22 protein-coding genes are annotated in these 17,052 nt (G+C 71.9%); 10 read left to right on the forward strand and 12 right to left on the reverse strand.

Features of this window, described 5'->3' with window-relative positions:
• Positions 1 to 67 precede the first annotated feature (67 nt).
• Both EDC02_RS30245 and EDC02_RS30250 read left to right on the forward strand, forming a co-directional pair.
• Positions 68 to 772 (forward strand): 5-formyltetrahydrofolate cyclo-ligase, encoded by a 705-nt coding sequence (locus tag EDC02_RS30245; RefSeq protein ID WP_123605703.1) that lies wholly within the window; start codon positions 68 to 70, stop codon positions 770 to 772.
• Positions 773 to 872: 100 nt separating this feature from the next.
• The gene (locus EDC02_RS30250) at positions 873 to 1,244 is read left to right on the forward strand and encodes an FmdB family zinc ribbon protein (protein ID WP_123607232.1); all 372 of its coding nucleotides are present in this window, start codon (positions 873 to 875) and stop codon (positions 1,242 to 1,244) included.
• A 28-nt stretch (positions 1,245 to 1,272) separates the two neighbouring features.
• Here EDC02_RS30250 and EDC02_RS30255 read toward each other — a convergent pair whose 3' ends face one another.
• On the reverse strand, positions 1,273 to 1,455 hold the full coding sequence (locus EDC02_RS30255; RefSeq protein ID WP_123605704.1) for a hypothetical protein: 183 nt from the start codon (positions 1,453 to 1,455) through the stop codon (positions 1,273 to 1,275).
• Between the two features lie 118 nt (positions 1,456 to 1,573).
• Here EDC02_RS30255 and EDC02_RS30260 point away from each other — a divergent pair, with 118 nt between their 5' ends.
• The 3 genes from EDC02_RS30260 (at position 1,574) to EDC02_RS30270 (ending at position 3,341) form a co-directional block, all read left to right on the forward strand.
• Positions 1,574 to 1,918 (forward strand): translation initiation factor 2, encoded by a 345-nt coding sequence (locus tag EDC02_RS30260; RefSeq protein WP_233606519.1) that lies wholly within the window; start codon positions 1,574 to 1,576, stop codon positions 1,916 to 1,918.
• Positions 1,919 to 2,034: 116 nt separating this feature from the next.
• Entirely contained in the window at positions 2,035 to 2,454 is a 420-nt protein-coding gene (locus EDC02_RS30265) for a Fur family transcriptional regulator (protein ID WP_123607234.1), read from the forward strand.
• Positions 2,421 to 3,341 (forward strand): oxygenase MpaB family protein, encoded by a 921-nt coding sequence (locus EDC02_RS30270; protein WP_233606520.1) that lies wholly within the window; start codon positions 2,421 to 2,423, stop codon positions 3,339 to 3,341. Before EDC02_RS30265 ends, EDC02_RS30270 begins: the two co-directional genes overlap by 34 nt.
• On the opposite strand, the gene EDC02_RS30275 is transcribed toward EDC02_RS30270, so the two are convergent.
• Positions 3,304 to 4,158: a PD-(D/E)XK nuclease family protein gene (locus tag EDC02_RS30275; RefSeq protein ID WP_123605706.1), complete on the reverse strand. Its 855-nt coding sequence runs from the start codon at positions 4,156 to 4,158 to the stop codon at positions 3,304 to 3,306. The two genes, EDC02_RS30270 and EDC02_RS30275, sit on opposite strands and share 38 nt — an antisense overlap.
• Before the next feature lie 290 nt (positions 4,159 to 4,448).
• On the opposite strand from EDC02_RS30275, the gene EDC02_RS30280 reads away from it, so the two are divergent.
• Positions 4,449 to 4,862, forward strand: a complete 414-nt coding sequence (locus EDC02_RS30280; RefSeq protein WP_199757971.1) for an RNA-guided endonuclease TnpB family protein — start codon at positions 4,449 to 4,451, stop codon at positions 4,860 to 4,862.
• Here EDC02_RS30280 and EDC02_RS30285 read toward each other — a convergent pair.
• The 8 genes from EDC02_RS30285 to EDC02_RS30315 all read right to left on the reverse strand — a co-directional run bounded on the left by EDC02_RS30285 (position 4,859) and on the right by EDC02_RS30315 (position 11,242).
• Positions 4,859 to 5,479 carry a MarC family protein gene (locus tag EDC02_RS30285; RefSeq protein ID WP_123605707.1) on the reverse strand — a complete coding sequence of 207 codons (621 nt, stop codon included), beginning with the start codon at positions 5,477 to 5,479 and terminating at the stop codon, positions 4,859 to 4,861. The genes EDC02_RS30280 and EDC02_RS30285 overlap by 4 nt on opposite strands.
• A gap of 87 nt (positions 5,480 to 5,566) precedes the next feature.
• Positions 5,567 to 6,424: a PHP domain-containing protein gene (locus EDC02_RS30290; protein WP_123605708.1), complete on the reverse strand. Its 858-nt coding sequence runs from the start codon at positions 6,422 to 6,424 to the stop codon at positions 5,567 to 5,569.
• Positions 6,421 to 7,707 (reverse strand): hypothetical protein, encoded by a 1,287-nt coding sequence (locus tag EDC02_RS30295; protein ID WP_123605709.1) that lies wholly within the window; start codon positions 7,705 to 7,707, stop codon positions 6,421 to 6,423. Before EDC02_RS30295 ends, EDC02_RS30290 begins: the two co-directional genes overlap by 4 nt.
• Positions 7,708 to 7,801: 94 nt before the next feature.
• Complete coding sequence (locus EDC02_RS30300; RefSeq protein WP_123605710.1) at positions 7,802 to 8,440, reverse strand: SigE family RNA polymerase sigma factor; 639 nt, start codon at positions 8,438 to 8,440, stop codon at positions 7,802 to 7,804.
• 103 nt (positions 8,441 to 8,543) lie between these two features.
• Positions 8,544 to 9,428 carry a PH domain-containing protein gene (locus EDC02_RS30305; protein WP_123605711.1) on the reverse strand — a complete coding sequence of 295 codons (885 nt, stop codon included), beginning with the start codon at positions 9,426 to 9,428 and terminating at the stop codon, positions 8,544 to 8,546.
• Between the two features lie 6 nt (positions 9,429 to 9,434).
• The gene (locus tag EDC02_RS41060) at positions 9,435 to 9,593 is read right to left on the reverse strand and encodes a hypothetical protein (RefSeq protein WP_199757972.1); all 159 of its coding nucleotides are present in this window, start codon (positions 9,591 to 9,593) and stop codon (positions 9,435 to 9,437) included.
• A gap of 106 nt (positions 9,594 to 9,699) precedes the next feature.
• Positions 9,700 to 10,416, reverse strand: coding sequence for a DUF6758 family protein (locus EDC02_RS30310; RefSeq protein ID WP_370461617.1), 717 nt, complete (start codon positions 10,414 to 10,416; stop codon positions 9,700 to 9,702).
• Positions 10,417 to 10,600: 184 nt separating this feature from the next.
• The gene (locus tag EDC02_RS30315) at positions 10,601 to 11,242 is read right to left on the reverse strand and encodes an RNA methyltransferase (protein ID WP_123607236.1); all 642 of its coding nucleotides are present in this window, start codon (positions 11,240 to 11,242) and stop codon (positions 10,601 to 10,603) included.
• A gap of 578 nt (positions 11,243 to 11,820) precedes the next feature.
• On the opposite strand from EDC02_RS30315, the gene trxA reads away from it, so the two are divergent.
• Positions 11,821 to 12,183: a thioredoxin gene (gene trxA, locus EDC02_RS30320; protein ID WP_123605712.1), complete on the forward strand. Its 363-nt coding sequence runs from the start codon at positions 11,821 to 11,823 to the stop codon at positions 12,181 to 12,183.
• 20 nt (positions 12,184 to 12,203) lie between these two features.
• Here the strand turns inward: trxA and EDC02_RS30325 are convergent, their stop codons facing one another.
• Entirely contained in the window at positions 12,204 to 12,962 is a 759-nt protein-coding gene (locus EDC02_RS30325) for a sugar phosphate isomerase/epimerase (protein ID WP_123607237.1), read from the reverse strand.
• Between the two features lie 91 nt (positions 12,963 to 13,053).
• The gene (locus EDC02_RS30330) at positions 13,054 to 14,226 is read right to left on the reverse strand and encodes a Gfo/Idh/MocA family protein (protein ID WP_123605713.1); all 1,173 of its coding nucleotides are present in this window, start codon (positions 14,224 to 14,226) and stop codon (positions 13,054 to 13,056) included.
• Between the two features lie 260 nt (positions 14,227 to 14,486).
• On the opposite strand from EDC02_RS30330, the gene EDC02_RS30335 reads away from it, so the two are divergent.
• The 3 genes from EDC02_RS30335 to EDC02_RS30345 are packed head-to-tail and all read left to right on the forward strand — an operon-like array spanning position 14,487 to position 17,012.
• Positions 14,487 to 15,512, forward strand: a complete 1,026-nt coding sequence (locus EDC02_RS30335; protein WP_123605714.1) for a LacI family DNA-binding transcriptional regulator — start codon at positions 14,487 to 14,489, stop codon at positions 15,510 to 15,512.
• Positions 15,513 to 15,566: 54 nt separating this feature from the next.
• On the forward strand, positions 15,567 to 16,595 hold the full coding sequence (locus EDC02_RS30340; RefSeq protein WP_123607238.1) for an Rv2578c family radical SAM protein: 1,029 nt from the start codon (positions 15,567 to 15,569) through the stop codon (positions 16,593 to 16,595).
• Between the two features lie 9 nt (positions 16,596 to 16,604).
• Positions 16,605 to 17,012, forward strand: coding sequence for a CoA-binding protein (locus tag EDC02_RS30345; RefSeq protein WP_123605715.1), 408 nt, complete (start codon positions 16,605 to 16,607; stop codon positions 17,010 to 17,012).
• The last annotated feature ends 40 nt before the right edge of the window (positions 17,013 to 17,052 follow it).

The raw sequence follows: 17,052 nt of genomic DNA on the forward strand, positions 1-17,052 counted from the left end.
CTGCACCTGATGGTGCGATGCTGACACAAGCCAGATATTCCGCAGCGGTTGCCACCAGGAGTGTTGAGTGTCGGATTTTCCCGATGGAGCGAACGCCTGTCCATCGATCAAGGACGGACTCCGTGCTGACATTCTCGCGCAGCGGCGCAAGCTGACGTCCGATCAGCTCACCCTGGCCGGTAGCCGGGTCAGGGCCACCGTACGTCAGCTGATCGATCGGGTCAGGCCGGCGCTGGTCGCCGGATACCTGCCGATCGGCCGCGAACCTGGTGGTCCGGGGCTCGCCGGCCTGCTCGCCGAGGCGGTCGGCGGACCGGACCGGGTGCTGCTGCCGGTCCTGCTGCCCGACCGGGACCTCGACTGGGCCCGGTTCGACGGGCCGAATCCGACCGGTACGTCGGGCCAGGCAGGCACATCCGGCCAGGCAGACGCACCCGCCCGGACCGGCACATCCGGCCAGGCAGACACATCCGGCCGGACCGGCACCGCTGGTCTACGGCAACCGGCCGGTCCCCGGCTGGGCCGCTCGGCGGTGGCCGACGTCGGGCTCGTCGTGGTGCCGGCCCTCGCCGTCGACCACCACGGCGTACGGCTGGGTCGTGGTGGCGGCTCCTACGACCGGGCGCTCGCCCGGGTGCCCGGTGGCGTACCGGTGGTCGCGCTGCTGCACGACGGCGAGCTGCTGCCGCAGGTCCCGGCCGAGCCGCACGACCGGCCGGTGTCAGCGGTAGTCACACCGTCGGAGGTGCGCTGGTTCACTCCCGCGCGGTGAGCTCTGCCGCTTCCCGCTGGACGTAGTGGGGTCCGATGGCGGATCATTGGCACTCGAATGGGTTGAGTGCCAGATGGCCTAGCCAGTGTCGGAGGAGACCGTGCCTACGTACCAGTACGCCTGCACCGCGTGCGGACACCAACTCGAGGCGGTGCAGTCGTTCACCGACGAGCCACTGCGCGACTGCCCGTCGTGCACCGGGCGACTCCGCAAGGTGTTCAACTCGGTGGGCATCGTCTTCAAGGGCTCCGGCTTCTACCGGACCGACTCGCGCAGCGGCCAGGGCGGCGGCCCGGCCAACGGTTCCTCGGCTCCGTCGTCGGACAAGCCTGCGGAGAAGAAGGACGCGGCAGCATCCGCCGGCGGCGGCAAGACCGACAGCGGTGGCAGCTCGTCGAGCAGTTCCGGCGGTACGTCGACGTCCGGTGGCTCGGCCAAGGCACCTGCCGCAGCCGGGTCAGCGAACAGCTGACCCGGATCGACGGCGGGCAGACCGACTGTCAGCTCCAGTGCGGTGGCCGCTCGGCCAACAACCAGGCGTCGTCCGAGCTGGTGGTCCGCTCGCCCCAGCCCAGGTCGGTGTCGTCGCTGGTCTGCTCGGGCAGCAGCGGCCCGTCGGCGTCGCTCAGGTCGACGAGACGATCATCGTCACCACGGCCGTCCGGCACGGTCAGGCCGGTCACCGCTCATCCGTTGTTCGCACCCCACCAGATTACCGCCCCGGCCGGTGATCCGTCGGAGCCCGACATCGCACTGGCCGAGCCGTCGGAGCCGGCCGGTGAATTGATAGCGTCGTCTGTCGTGACCACAGATGACGGCGCGGGCGACGCGTACTGGCAGCGCCCGGACCCGGACACCCCCGGCGGTGGACCGGACGGGTCAGGCGGTGGACCGGACGGGAAGTCAGGCGGCGCCGGGCCTGGCGGTGGCTACAGCGGGCCACCGGTCGGCGCTCCGCCGCCGCCCGGCTGGCGTCCGCCGGTAGTGGTCAATCCGGCTCCGCCCGGCACGCTGCCGCCGCAGGACCTGGCGGCGCTCGACGGCGAGGAGCGCAACGCCCGTACCGTCACCTACGGCGTCGGCATGATCGCCGCCGCTGTCATGATCATCCTGACCTGTCTGCTCTGCTCCCGGCTGGTGTTCTGACCGGCGGACCTGGCACCGGCGCACCGCGCGGCAACCACCCGAACCCGCTGTGGCCACCGCCACGATGCCCATGGTTCTATCTTGTACCACGCCCACCTGCGTGTTTCGATGGACAGATGCCGGCCGAGGAGGAGTTGCGCAGCCGGGGTCTGCGGGTCACCCGGCCACGGCTCGCCGTCCTCGACGTGCTCGGGCAAGGCGGGCATCTCGGCGTGGACGAGATCGCCCGCCAGGTGCGCAGCCGCATCGACTCGGTCTCCACCCAGGCGGTCTACGACGTGCTCAACGTCTTCGCCGAGGCCGGTCTGGCCCGGCGGATCGAGCCGGCCGGGGGCGCGGCCCGCTACGAGCGGCGCACCGGGGACAACCACCATCACGTGGTCTGCCGCGATTGCGGCGTGGTCGGCGACGTCGACTGCGCGGTCGGCGCCGCGCCATGCCTGGAGCCGACCGCCGACCACGGCTTCGTGATCGACGAGGCGGAAGTCACCTTCTGGGGGTTGTGTCCCGACTGTCAGGCGAGCGCGGCCCGGTGACCGCCGACGACGACCTCGGGCTGTTCGGGCCCGGATCGGTCACCTGGCGGGTGCACGACGAGCCGATTCTCGTCGTCGCCGGGCTCCGCAGCCTGTACCTGCAGGCGCTGCACCCGAGGGCGATCGCCGGGGTGGTGCAGAACTCGAGCTACCGCAGCGACCCGTTCGGCCGGCTGATGCGCACCTCCACCTACGTGGCGACGACGGTCTGGGGCACCACCGCCGAGGCGGACGCCGCCGGCGCCCGGATCCGCCGGCTGCACGCCCGGCTGCGCGCCATCGACCCGTCCACCGGCACCGGGTTCCGCGTCGACGAACCCGACCTGCTGCGCTGGGTACACGTCGCCGAGGTCGAGTCGTTCCTGGACACCGCCACCCGCGCCGGCCTGCGGCTGACCCCGGCCGAGGTGGACCGCTACTACGCCGAGCAGCGGCGCAGCGCGGCGCTGGTCGGTCTCGACCCGGACAGCGTCCCCGGCAGCGCGGCCGACGTCGACGCGTACTACCGAGCGGTCCGACCGGACCTGCGGATGACCCGCGAGGCGGCCGACACCGCGCTGTTCCTCACCGCCCCGCCGGTACCCGGTCAGCTCAGTCTGCCGTGGCGGCTCGGGTTGGGTTTCGGCCCGCCCCGGCTGGCGTACCTCGGTGTAGCGGCCACCGCGATCGGCCTGCTGCCGGCCTGGGCCCGGCGCATGTACGGTGGCCTGGGCCTGCCGACCACCGACCGCTGCGCGGCGGTCGCCGCCCGTGGCCTGCGGTTGGCGTTGCGGGCGGTGCCGCGCAACCTGGTGGAGGGACCGATCCGCGCCGCCGCACGCGACCGGGCGGAACGGGCCGCCGCCCCGGTCAATCCTGCGGCGTACGCGGCTGCGGTGGCGCCGTGAGCAGCCGGTCGACGGCGGCCCACTGCTGCTGCTCCGGGTAGCCGTCGCCGGCCGGGCACACCCGCCGGTAGTCGCACCAGCCGCACAGCGTGCCCGGCGACGCCGGAAACGCGTCGTCCGGGTCTGCGCCGTCGGCGACGGCCCGCTCCGCACCGGTGATGTCCCGCGCCGTCGCCTCCGCCCGGGTGACCTGCCGGTCCAGCGACTCGCTGCTGTGTTCGAAGGAGCTCACCGTACCGGTCGGCAGATGGTGCAGCTCCACCCGCCGGCAGGGCCGGCGGAAGACCCGCTGCGCGGCGTACGCGTAGAGTGCGAGCGCCTGCGAGCCACGCGCGTCGTCGGACGTCAGCCCGGCCCGCCCGGTCTTGTAGTCGACGATCACCGCCTCCGGGCCGTCCGGGCCGGTCCGGGCGTCGATCCGGTCGGCTCGACCGTTGAAGGCCAGCACCGACGTCTTCGCCGCCACCACCCGTTCGACGCCGAGTGGCTCGACGGTCGGGTCGAGCTGGTCCAGGTACGCCTCCAGCCACTGCAGGGCCTGCCGGTACGCAGCGCGTTCCTGCTCCTCGTCGCGGTATCCGTCACGCACCCAGGTGCCCTTGAGCAGGGCTGCCGCCGCCTCCGGGCGGCGCTGCTCCACCGGGCGGGCGAACCAGGCCCGCAGCGCGGTGTGCACGCTGGCGCCGAGTGAGTTGTGCGCCCACGGCGGGCCTTTGGGCGGCGCCGGCCGGTCGACGTAGCTGTAGCGGTAGCGACGGGGGCAGTCCGCGAACGCGGCCAGCTTGCTCGGCGTACAGACGAAGAGCCGCTCGGGCATGCCGTCGAAACCGAGCTGCTCGGCCCGGGCGGGACGGGCACCCTTGGCCGGACGGGCGGCACCGGAGGGCCGCCGGCCCGACGGGGAGGAAGGCCGAGACACGTCCCCGATCCTGCCACGGGCCTGCCGACGGTCAGCCGGCGGCTACCGGAATGCGGGCCAGTGCTCCGGCCTTCAGGCCCGGGGGTGAAGGCCCGCGCTGGGAGGGCCGCCAGGGCCCGAGCAGTGCTCTAACCTGGCGGGACTGGCAGCACAAGCTGTCCACGACGATCATCCGCGAGAACCAAGCGGTGTACGTCGAGGACCTGTGCGTCGTCGGTCTCGGCCGGACGAGGCTCGCCAAGAGCGTCCACGACGCCGGATGGTCGTCGTTCGTCGGCATGCTGGAGGACAAGGCGGCGAGATACGGGCGTACGTTCGCCCGGGTGGACCGGTGGCTCCCGTCCACCCGGATGTGTTCGGACTGCGGGCGCGTCAACGGCCAGATGGCGCTGAACGTCCGATCGTGGGTCTGTCCGTGCGGCAGCCACCACGACCGGGACGTCAACGCCGCGATCAACATCAAGGCCGCCGGGCAGGCGGACTTCAACGACCGTGGAGCGCGGGTAGGACCGGGACCCGTCCCGGCACCGCGCGGTGAAACGGTAACCCACCAGAACACCGCGCGTGTCACGCGCAGCGTGGCTGGAATCGCCGCCGTTTAGAGCGGCGAGGATGTCGAATAGGAGTGGACGAACGCGGCGACGGCGTCGGCGATCAGCTGGACGGCGATCGCGGCGAGCAGCAGTCCGGCGATCCGGGTCAGCACCTCGATGCCGCCCGGCCGGAGCACCTTGACGATGCCGCCGGAGAACCGCAACGTCAGCCAGACCACCACCATCACCGCGACGATGCCGAGCGCGATCGCCAGATAGTCGGCGGCGGTCCCGGCACGCTGCACGAACAGCATGGTCGCCACGATCGCGCCCAGACCAGCCAGCAGCGGGGTACCCAGCGGGACCAACGCGATGTTGGACGTCGACTGCTGGCCCGGGTCGTCGGCCTTGCCGGTGAGCAACTCCAGCGCCACCAGGATGAGCAGCAGGCCGCCGGCGGCCTGCAGCGCCGGCAGCTCGATGTGCAGATAGGCGAGCAGCGTCTGCCCGGCGACCGCGAAGACCACGATCACGCCGAGGGCCAGTGCCACCGCCTGCCAGGCGGCCCGGCGGCGTTCCCGGACCGGCAACGCTCCGGTGAGGGCGAGGAAGATCGGCACCATACCGGGCGGATCGGTGATCACCAGCAGGGTTACGAAGACCTCGCCGAACAGCTTGAAATCCACCAGGTCAACCTAGTGACCGACGGATCGCCGGCCCGGACGGGTCCGGACCGGGTCGTGGTCGGGGTCAGCACCGGGTCCGGGTCGGGGTCAGAGCGGCGGTACGCCGTGTGCCGCCGCGATCAGCCGTTCGTACGCCGCCGGTGCGGTGGTGTACTCGCCCAGCCGGACCGTCTTGTGGCTGCCGTGGTAGTCGGAGGAGCCGGTGGCGACCAGCCCGAGCTCGTCGGCGAGCCGGCGTACGTGTGCCCGCTGGTCCGGCCGGTGATCGGCGTGGTCGGCCTCCAGGCCGGTCAGCCCGGCCGCGGCCAGGTCGGCGATCATGCTGTCCGGCACGGTCCGTCCCCGCTTGGTCGCGGACGGGTGGGCGAAGACCGTGACCCCGCCCGCCTCGTGGACCAGCCGGACGGCGGTGAAGACGTCGAGGTCGTCCTTGGGCAGCCGGTAACGTTGGCCGAGCCATTCCGGCCGGAACGCCTCGTCGGTGTCGGCGACCAGGCCGGCCCGGATCAGGGCCTGGGCGATGTGCGGCCGGCCGACGGTGCCGCCGGCGGCGTGGCCGAGCACCGCGTCCCAGCTGATGTCGTAGCCGTCGGCGCGCAGCCGGTCGACGATGCGCTCGCCGCGTACCGTCCGGGCCGCCCGGATCCGGTCCAGCTCGGCGGTCAACGGACCGTAGGTCGGATCGAACAGGTAGCCGAGCAGGTGCAGCGGGATGGACGGCTCGGTCCCGTACCACCGGCAGGAGATCTCGGCGCCGCGAATCAGGGTGAGCCCGACCGGGCGGGCCGCGGCCGCCAGCGCCCAGCCGGCGGTGGTGTCGTGGTCGGTGAGCGCCAGCACCGCCAGACCTGCGGCGGCGGCCTGCCGAACCAGGTCCGCCGGGTCGACCGTGCCATCGCTGGCGGTGGAATGGGTGTGCAGGTCGATCCGGCTGTCGACGGTCATCGGCGGTCCGGGGCACCGGCGACCAGCACCGGTTCGACGTCGATGGCGGCCGAGGCCGGTACGGCGATGTGCTCCACCGCACCACCCTGGCCGGCGCTGATCCGGTCCACGTTGATCTGGACCAGCTGGTCGGCGCCGGCCGCGTGCACCACGCTGTCATGATCCACCCAGACGGTGCTGCCGGCAAGCCGCTGCCCGGCTTCCCGCACCGCGCCGATCTGGTCGTCGAAGACCTGGTTCAGGTCGACGAGCAGGGCCAGCTCGGGCTCGCTGGCCACCCGCGCGTCCGCGACCCCGTTGGCCACCAGCCACCGGCCGTCCGCGGAGACCGCTCCCCGGCCGTCGCCGGTCAACGGCACCGCGCAGGCGGTCTTCACCGCGGTGAGGCCCTGTTCCACGTCCAGCAGGGCCAGGCAGGGGCCACCGGACGCGTCGTGTACCTGGGCGACGACGGTCTGCCCGCCCGGCAACGCGCCGTACACGACGCTGGCGGTCTCACTCCAGCTGGTCCGGGACTCGCCCTGGCCGGGCCGCCAGACGCCGTAGCCGCGGCGCCGCTCGCCGCCTCCGTCGCGTTCCAGCAGTACGTCGTCGCCAGCGAAGCCGACCGGCCGGCTCTGCTCCGGTGCTCGACCGCGTCTGGTGCCGGCCAGCTCGCCGTGTACCACCGAGGCCACGGCCAGCTCGGCGCCGTGCCGCCAGGCGATCCGGGTGCCGACCGGATCGACCACGACCGCGTCGACACCGGTCAGCACCACCTGCGGGGCGGTGTCGGGTGCCACGAACCACACTCCGGCCGCACCGTCTGCCGATGTCTCGGTGACGACGAGCCAACCATCCGTCAACCGGCTGGCCTGGGCGACGCCACCGATCTCCGCGAGGTCCATCCGCTGACCGTCGACGGTGTGCAGTTCGCCGGCCACCACGAGGTCGACCGGGGGTGCCTGGGTGGCGGCCAGCGGTTGACTGCGCAGGTCCTCACTGAACGGCAGCGGGGCAGCCGGAGCGGCCGGAGTGCTGGCTGCGACGTCCCCACCGGTCACCGTCAGCGGTTCAGCCAGGGCCGGCGGTTGCGAGCTGTCAACGAGCAGCAGATGGCCACTGGCGACACCGGCCGTGGCGAACAGGCAGAGACCGACCGCCGCAGCAGCTCCGTTGCGGGCCCGGCGGGTCCGCCGGGCCCGACGCATCGCACGGTCGGCGAGATCGGCGACCGCAGGCGGGTCGACGGCCTGGTCGCTCAGACACTGCCGGAGCGCTCGCTCAAGGTCGTCGGTCGCCACGACAGATGGACGCCGCCGTGTCGGTGGAAGGTTGTCGCTGGGTGGCCTGGAGCAACCGTCGCTGGGCGGCCTGGAGAAGGGAGTCACCGGTTCGCTACACCACTACTCTGGTGGATCGCACCGGTGCCGCCTGGGTCGGTGCCGGCAGCGGTCGGGCGGTGGTCGGCACCGGCACGGCGGGCCGAGCGGAGCGGGGTGCGGCGACGGCCGGGGCGGCTGTGGCAGGGACGAGGTGTGGTTCCTCGGCGGCGAGCCGTTTGCGCAGCGTGCCGAGCGCCCGGGAGGTCTGACTCTTCACCGTGCCCGGTGAGATGTTCAACAGGGCGGCGGTCTGAGCCTCGGAGAGGTCTTCGTAGTAGCGCAGCACCAGCACCGCACGTTGCCGGGCGGGCAACGCCTTGACATGGCGCCAGAGCACGTCCCGGTCGAGCTGCTGTTGGATGAGGTCCGGGCCGGCCCGTTCCGGCAGCGTCTCCGTGGGACGTTCACCGTGCCAGCGCCGACGCCACCAGCTGGTCGCGGTGTTGACGAGCACCCGGCGGGCGTACGGCTCCACCGCCTCGATCTGGCCGAGCCGCTTCCAGGCCAGGTACGTCTTGGTCAGCGCGGTCTGCAGCAGGTCCTCGGCGGTCGCCCAGTCACCGGCGAGCAGATAGGCGGTGCGCAGCAGCGCACCGGAGCGGGATGCGACGAACTCGCGGAAGTCCTCCTCCACGGAGTCCCTGGGCATCATCGGCTACCTCCCCCGTCACCGGACACGGTACGCCGGACGGGACACCGTCGGGGTCGGACCGACCGGTGGCGGGGCCGGGCGGAAGGAGACAACCGCGACGCCGTCACGCTCCGTCTTCCGCTTTGGCGGCGGCTTCGTCCTTGCTCAACCGTGCCTCGACGGCCTGCGGCTCGTACATCTCCTCGACCACCCGGAGGTAGAGCTCGTTCGGGTTCGGCAGGTGCTTGACCTCGCGCAGCGCCTGCTCCTGGCCGGCCGATTCGAGAATGAACGTGCCGTAGTTGAGGAAGCGGCCGAGCGGTGACTGCTCGTACTTCATGTCGGTCACCCGCAGCAGCGGCATCATCGCCACGTTACGGGTGACGATGCCGTTGACCACCATCACCCGCTTGTTGGTGAGGATGAAGCGGTCGAACCACCAGTCCGCGATCTTCCAGCCGACCCAGCCGAGCACACCGAGCCAGAGCAGCACCGCCACCGTGGTCAGGCCGCCGACGTCCTGACCGGCGAGGAAGCCGGAGAGGTAGCCGAGGACGAAGGTCGCGACCACCCCGATCAGCAGTGGGGTGAGCAGGTGGATCCAGTGCCGTTTCCACTCGCCCCGGTAGCGTTCGGTGGGGAAGAGGTACCGCGCGACCAGCGGGGTCGGCTCGTCCTCAAGCGGCAGCACCCGGCGCGGCTGCACCGGCATGCCGGAGGCGTCGACCTGGAGGCCGGCGAGCTCGTCCGCGGAGATGTCCGGCGGCGAGTAACTGATGATCGGCTCGTCGGGAACCTGACGGGTGCCGCCGCCGGACCGGCCGCCGTAGCCGGCACTGCTGGCGTACGCCGGACCGTCCGAGTAGGCCGGACCATCCCCGTAGGACGGCCCCTCACCGAAGTGGGGGCCGTCCTCCGGACGGATCTGCGGAATCGGCTCGGTGTCGCGTTGACGGCGCCTACGTGCGGCCTCGTCGTCAGCGTCGGGGGGCTCGGAGGGGTTGCCCATGGGCGACTAGGCCACGAGGCTAGTGAAGAAGTCGCCGAACCCTTGCGCTATGTCGACGATGCCGCCGCCCACCGACTTGAACACGTCGGCCGCCGAGTCGGGCCGGAACGCGACGAAGAAAATCAGGAACGCGATTCCGCCCCAGGTGAGGACCTTCTTGACCATTGCGGGCCATCCCCCTCCGTGTGGCGCGCCGCGACGCTCGTCCCGGCGTTACTAGAATATCAGCCCATCGTCCCGCGGTGGTGTAGTTGATCGTGGGAAAAGGTGTTCACGCTTTCCCGTGCAGGTACGGCGACGGCGCGCCGTACACCATCCCGGTCGGCACCTCCTCAGACAGGTCGTGCAGGACGATCTCCTCGGCCAGCAGGTAGCCGGCGTTCGCCGGCCAGGCCACTGCGTACAGCCACAGGCCACGCGCCTCGCCGACGTAGGCACAGCGGTCCGGCTCGGCCGGAATCGACCACAAGGGAGTTGGATGTCCACCAGCGCGCAGCTTGGCGTGCGGACCGCCACCGCCCGGACCGCCACCGACGGTCCGCCGGTCACCGGCTGACGGCCGGTCACCGAGCGCTCCAGTCAGTAGCTGCCCGGGATCCGGGCCGGGCAGTCCGGCGAACCGGGTGCCCAGCCCCACCCCGGGCTCCTCGGCCACCAGCACCAGGTCGGCCGGCCCGCCGGAGACCGGAGCGGGGCCGCTGAACGCGGTGACCGTAGCCCGGACCGCCTCCCGGTCGTCGCCGACCCAGCCGACGCCGGTCAACGTCCAGCCCGCCAGCAGCGGCCAGATCGCCCACAGTGGCACCGGCGCGGCCTGGCCCGGGCCGGCGGTGGCCAGCAGCCGGTGCGCCACACTCGCGACGATCTCGGCCCCGATGTGCTCGGCGACGTGCAGCGGAGGCACCGGCCCGCAACCGTCACAGCGGGACTCGGTGTGCATCAGGTCGGGCGGCCGCACCGGGCCTCCGCAACGAGGACAGCTCACCATCACACCCACGCCACCCACGTTGCTCGCCGCGCCGCTCCCCCGTCAAGCGAACCGGCTTTTTCGGTCGTTCTTTCCCTCTGTCGCGGGTCGGTACGCCCCACCCGACCAGGACGTTCGCCACTACCGCCCAGGTCGGGCCACTACCGCCCAGGTCCGCGCCGCCTTAGCCCCGGTCCGTGCGCGGCTACCGCCGGGCCGGTGCCGGTGCCTTGGCGGGGTCCGGCGGCGGCCCGGCGTGCGCCTGGATCCACGCATGCATCGCGATACCGCTCGCCACCCCGGCGTTGATCGACCGGGTGGAACCGTACTGGGCGATCGAGAACAGCAGCTCGCAGCCGGCCCGGGCGTCGTCGGACAGACCGGGGCCCTCCTGTCCGAACAGCAGGACGCAGCGGCGCGGCAACCGTACGGTCTCGATCGGCCGGGAACCGGCCAGGTTGTCGATCCCGACGACCGGCAGTTGGAGCCGGCCTGCCCAGGCCAGCAGGCCGGCGATGTCGGCGTGGTGGCGAACGTGCTGGTACCGGTCGGTGACCATGGCACCCCGGCGGTTCCACCGACGCCGCCCGACGATGTGCACCTCGGCGGCGAGAAAGGCGTTCGCGTTGCGGACCACCGTGCCGATGTTCAGGTCGTGCTGCCAGTTCTCGATCGCCACGTGGAACGAGTGGCGGCGCTGGTCGAGGTCGGCGACGATCGACTCGCGGCGCCAGTACCGGTAACGGTCGACGACGTTGCGGCGATCCCCGGCGGCGAGCAGTTCGGGGTCGTAACGCGGGTCCGAGGGCCAGTCACCGGGCCATGGGCCGACGCCGACCTGCGCCACGTCGACCCGGGCGTCGTCACTCGCCCCGTCGCCGACCGGCGGACCCGACCGCGCCGCGCTCTGCCACTGTTCCACGTTCTGCAGAGCCTACGGACCCGTCGCCGATGCCGGGATGCGGGACATCCCGGCCCAGGGGCGGCCGGTGGGCCGCCGGCCGCGCGTCCCCGCGCTTGCTGGACGGGCCTGGTTTCCGGGCCTGGACGCAATGAACGGCGGGGCCCTCCCCGGCACCCGCCGTCCACGCTCTGATGCCTAGAGATTCTGCCGGACCCACCCCGGCTCGGGAAGGGCACGAGCGGAGACGGAAGTCACAGTTACCGTTTTGTTACATTACTTTGGGTAGTCGGATCGAAGATTCAACCGACCCATCGGCGGCGGCGTTTATCCTAGTCACCCCGGCACTTCTCGATGAAACCGCGCACCACCTGCGAAAACTCCTGGAAACGCTCCCATCACGATGAGTGACCGCGAACGGACGCGTTTCGCGAGGTATCGATCGGGAATGCTGTGGCACGCAGAGCGGTTTCCCACGGTAGACCGGGGAATCACGGCCCCACATCTGGCGATCGGAGACATCGATGGCAACCGCTGAGCTAACCGCCGAGAACTTCGACGAGGTAACCTCCGCCGACGGCATCGTCCTGGTGGATTTCTGGGCGAGTTGGTGCGGACCCTGCGTTCGGTTCGCCCCCGTCTACGAGCGCTCGTCCGAGAAGCACACCGACATCACCTTCGGCAAGGTGGACACCGAGGCGCAGCAGGCGCTCGCCGCCAAGTTCGACATCCGGTCGATCCCGACGATCATGGCCATCCGCGACGGCGTCGTCGTGTTCGCGCAGCCCGGCGCGCTCCCGGAGTCCGCATTGGAGTCGCTGATCGAGCAGGTCCGGGCGCTCGACATGGACGACGTTCGCAAGCAGCTGGCATCGCACAACCACTGACCGTGCACGGCCAGGGCGGGCTACCGGTCACCAACCGCTGAACGGTAGCCCGCGACCGTGGCCGCCAGCACCTGGGCTCCCGGTCGCTGCCACACCAGCTCGTGGAACACCTCGACCTCGACCGGCCCGGTGTAGCCGGCCGCGTCCACCGCCGTGGCGAACCTGCCGAGGTCGATGCAGCCGGAGCCCGGCAGACCGCGCCCCAGCAGGACCCCCGCCGGCAGCGGAGTGATCCAGTCGGCGAGCTGGAAGCAGGCGATCCGACCGGCCCGACCGGCCCGCTCGATCTGCGCCCACACCTGGTCGTCCCACCACACGTGGTAGGTGTCGACCACCACGCCGACCGCCTCCGCCGGGTACGGCTCAGCGAGATCCAGCGCCTGGCCGAGTGTCGACACCACGCACCGGTCGGCGCAGAACATCGGATGCAACGGCTCGATCGCCAGGGTCACCCCGGCCTGCAACGCGTACGGAACCAGCCGGCCGACCGCATCACCGACCCGGGCCCGGGCACCATCCAGATCCCGGCCGTCCTGGCCGCCGGAGACCAGCACCAGGACCGGGGCGCCGAGTTCGGCGGCCTCGTCGACGGCGCGCCGGTTGTCGTCGTACCAGTCGTCCGCGCCGAAGAAGCCGCCCCGGCACAGCGAGGTGACCGGCAGGCCGGCGTCGCGCAACAGCGCGGCCGTCCGGCGCAGGCCGTACGCGGCGGTCTCCTCGCGCCACAGGCCGACCCCGCGGACCCCGGCGGCGACACAGCCGGCGACCAGCTCCGGCATCGGCCAGCGTCGGGTGGTCGCCGCGTTGAGCGCGAACCGGGGCGGCACCGGCCCGACACCGGCGGCCGGTACCTCGATCCCGGCGAACGGGTCACTCACCGGTCAGCTCCGGCACCTCGATCCGCCGGCCCTCCCGCGCCGACCGCAGGCCCAGCTCGGCGAGCTGCACCCCGCGCGCGCCGGCCCACAGGTCCCAGCCGTACGGGGCGTCCTCGACGACATGCCGCAGGAACAGCTCCCACTGCGCCTTGAACCCGTTGTCGAACTCCTCGTTGTCGGGCACCGTCTGCCACTGCGCACGGAACTCCTCGGTGACCGGCAGGTCCGGGTTCCACACTGGTTTCGGCGTGGTCGAGCGGTGCTGGACGCGGCAGTTACGCAACCCGGCGACCGCGCTGCCCTCGGTGCCGTCCACCTGGAACTCCACCAGTTCGTCGCGGTACACCCGGACCGCCCAGGACGAGTTGATCTGGGCGATGATCCGGCCGCCGTCGGGCCCCGGCCGGTCGATCTCGAAGATGCCGTACGCGGCGTCGTCCGCCGTGGCGTCGTACGGCTCGCCCGACTCGTCCCAGCGGCGGTCGACGTGGGTGGCCACCTGCGCGGTCACCGAGGTCACCCGGCCGAAGATCTGCTCCAGCACGTAGTGCCAGTGCGGGAACATGTCCACGGTGATCCCGCCGCCGTCCGCCGCCCGGTAGTTCCACGACGGCCGCTGCGCGGACTGCCAGTCCCCCTCGAACACCCAGTAGCCGAACTCGCCGCGTACCGACAGGATCCGGCCGAAAAATCCGCCCTTGACCAGCCGATCGAGCTTACGCAGGCCGGGCAGGAACAGCTTGTCCTGCACGACGCCGTGCTTGATCCCGGCCGCGTCGGCCAGCCGGGCCAGGTCGACCGCGCCGGCCAGATCCTCGGCAGTGGGCTTCTCGGTGTAGATGTGCTTGCCGGCCTCGATCGCCAGCCGCAGCGACTTCTCCCGCTGCGCGGTGACCTGCGCGTCGAAGTAGATCTGCAGGTCGGGGCGGGCCAGCGCGGCGGCGAGATCGGTGGTCCACTCGGTGAGGCCGTGCCGGTCGGCGAGTTCGCGCAGCTTGTGCTCGTTCCGCCCGACCAGCACTGGTTCCGGCCACAGTCGGGTGCCGTCGGCCAGCGACAGTCCACCCTGGTCTCGGATGGCGAGCAGGGACCGGACCAGGTGCTGCCGGTATCCCATCCGACCGGTGACGCCGTTGAGGATGATCCCGATGGTGGTGCGGGCCATGCCTCGCCTCCTTTGAAGTGGTGGTGGCGGGAAGTAACGGGTGTCTGTCGCAGGTCAGCGAGGTAGCGCGGGCCGGCTGAGGTAAGCGCTTTCCGGCGTACGCTACTGCCTCTCCGCAGCGTTCGGCAAGGGCTTTCCCGGCTCGCCGCCGGCCAGTCACGCTATCCTCACCGCAAGCATTCCGGACCGCGCGCAGTGCCGCGAGCATCCGGCCTGGCCGGCTCCCACCGCGCTGCGGGAGCCCGGGAAAGGAGCGGGTCGTGGCCACACTGGCCGATGTCGCGAAACGCGCCGGCGTGTCCCCGGCCACCGCCTCGCGGATCATCAACGGCAGCAGCAAACCCGTCACTGAAGCCCTGCGCGAGCGGGTGCTGGCCGCGGTCGAGGAGCTGCAGTACGTTCCGAACGCCCACGCGCAGTCGCTGGCCCGGTCGCACCGCAGCGCGATCGGCGTCATCGTGCACGACGTGTCCGACCCGTACTTCGCGGAGATCACCCGCGGCCTGCAGCGGGTGGCGACCGAACACGGCCGACTGGTGATCATCTGCAACAGCTACCGGGATCCGGACAAGGAGTTGCAGTACGTCGAGCTGCTCCGCGCCCATCAGGTGGCGGCGATCGTCCTCGCCGGATCCGGCTACCACGACGAGGCGTTCACCGCGACGCTCGCCGGCAAGCTGCGGGTGTACGAGCGCACCGGCGGACGGGTGGCGGTGATCGGCCGGCACGAGCACGCCGGCGACGCGGTGGTGCCGGACAACGAGATGGGCGGCTACCTGCTCGGCGCCGAGCTCTACTCCCTCGGGCACACCGACTTCGGGGTCGTCGCCGGGCCGAAGGTGCTGACCACCACCACCGACCGGCTCGCCGGGCTGCGTCGGGCCGCCCGCGAACACGGTCAGAAGCTGCCGGCGCGGCGGGTGGCGTACGCCGACTTCGACCGGGCCAGTGGCGCCGCGGCCGCGGCCAGCCTGCTGGACGCCGAGCCCGGATTGACCGCGATCGCGGCGTTGAACGACTCGATGGCGATCGGCGTGCTGGCGTTGCTGCGCTCCCGCGGCATCGTCGTGCCCGACCAGTTCAGCGTGGTCGGCTTCGACGACATGCCGGTCGCCCGGGACGTCACACCGGCGCTGACCACCGTACGGCTGCCGCTGGCCGAGATGGGCGCCCGGGCGATGACGCTGGCGCTGCGGTCGCCCGGCGGGGCACGCCCACCGCTCATCGAGGAGATCGGCGCCGAGCTCGTCCGCCGGGACAGCGCTGGGCCGCCCCGGACCGGGTGATCTGACCGGTCGGCCGACTTGCTTCGGAGTCGTACGTATGTTCGAATGATGGCCATGCGTTGGGACACCTTGTCGGCTCCCCCCGACCAGCAGGTCCCTCCCGGGGCAGCGCCGGCGGCTCCACCCCTGCCGCTGGCGCTGCCCGAGGCCGTGCAGCGCACCTTCGACACGCCCGGCTTCGCCGGGATGACCTTCTACGAGATTCACGCCCGGTCGATCATCAACCGGGTACGCGGCTCCGGCCGCGTCCCGTTCGAGTGGACCGTCAACCCGTACCGCGGCTGCGGCCACGCCTGCACGTACTGCTTCGCCCGCAACACCCACACCTACCTGGACCTCGACGCCGGCCTCGACTTCGACACGAAGATCGTCGTGAAGGTCAACGCCGCGGCGCTGCTCCGCCGGGAGCTGGCCGCGCCCAGCTGGTCGGGCGAGCCGATCGCGATGGGCACCAACGTCGACTGCTACCAGCGCGCCGAGGGACGCTACCGGCTGATGCCCGGGATCATCGAGGCGCTGAGCGGTGCCGCCAATCCGTTCTCCATCCTCACCAAGGGCACGCTGATCCTGCGGGATCTGCCGCTGCTGCGCCGGGCCGCCCAGGTCACCCGGGTCAGCCTGGCCATGTCGGTCGGGTTCGTCGACGAGCCCCTGTGGCGGGCGGTCGAGCCCGGCGCGCCGAGCCCGGCCCGACGACTCGACACGGTCCGCGCGTTGACCGACGCCGGCTTCGACGTCGGGGTGCTGATGGCGCCGATCCTGCCCGGGCTGACCGACGACGCGGAGTCGATCGAGGCCACCGTCGGCGCGATCGCCCGGGCCGGCGCGATCAGCGTCACCCCACTGCCGCTGCATCTACGCCCCGGCGCCCGCGAGTGGTACGCCGCCTGGCTCGGCCGGACCCGCCCCGATCTCGTCCCGCGTTACCGGGCGCTGTTCCGCTCCGGGTCCTATCTGCCGCAGGCGTACCAACGGGAGGTCGTTGGCCGGGTGCGGATGGCCGCTCGCCGGCACGGCCTGTCCCCCACCGGGCCGGGTGCCGCTCGGCGGCTCGACGAGGCGGGCGGCGCCACCGGGAACTAGGCTCGACGGGTGAGGACTCCGCAACAGATCCTGGCCGACGCGCGGACCATCGCCGTCGTCGGCGCGTCACGTGACCCGGCGAAGTCGGCGCACAGCGTGCCGGCGCAGCTCATCCGGTACGGCTGGCGGGTCATCCCGGTCAACCCGCACGTCGCCGAGATCTTCGGCCAGCCGACCTACCCGAGCCTCGCCGAGCTCGACGTACCGGTCGATCTGGTCAACGTCTTCCGGCCGGTGCCGGAGGCCGTCGAGGTGGTACGTGCCGCGGTACGGATCGGTGCCCCCGCTGTGTGGCTGCAGAGCGGGATCGCCTCGCCGGTCGCCCGTGAGATCGCCGCCACGGCCGGGATCGACTACGTCGAGGACCGGTGTACGGCCGTCGAACGGGCCCTCGGCGGCCTCACCCGGGCCGGCTGACCCGGCCTGCGGCCCGTGGCCCGCGACGCAGCCACCGACC

The sequence above is a fragment of the Micromonospora sp. Llam0 genome (assembly GCF_003751085.1).
GTDB lineage: Bacteria > Actinomycetota > Actinomycetes > Mycobacteriales > Micromonosporaceae > Micromonospora_E.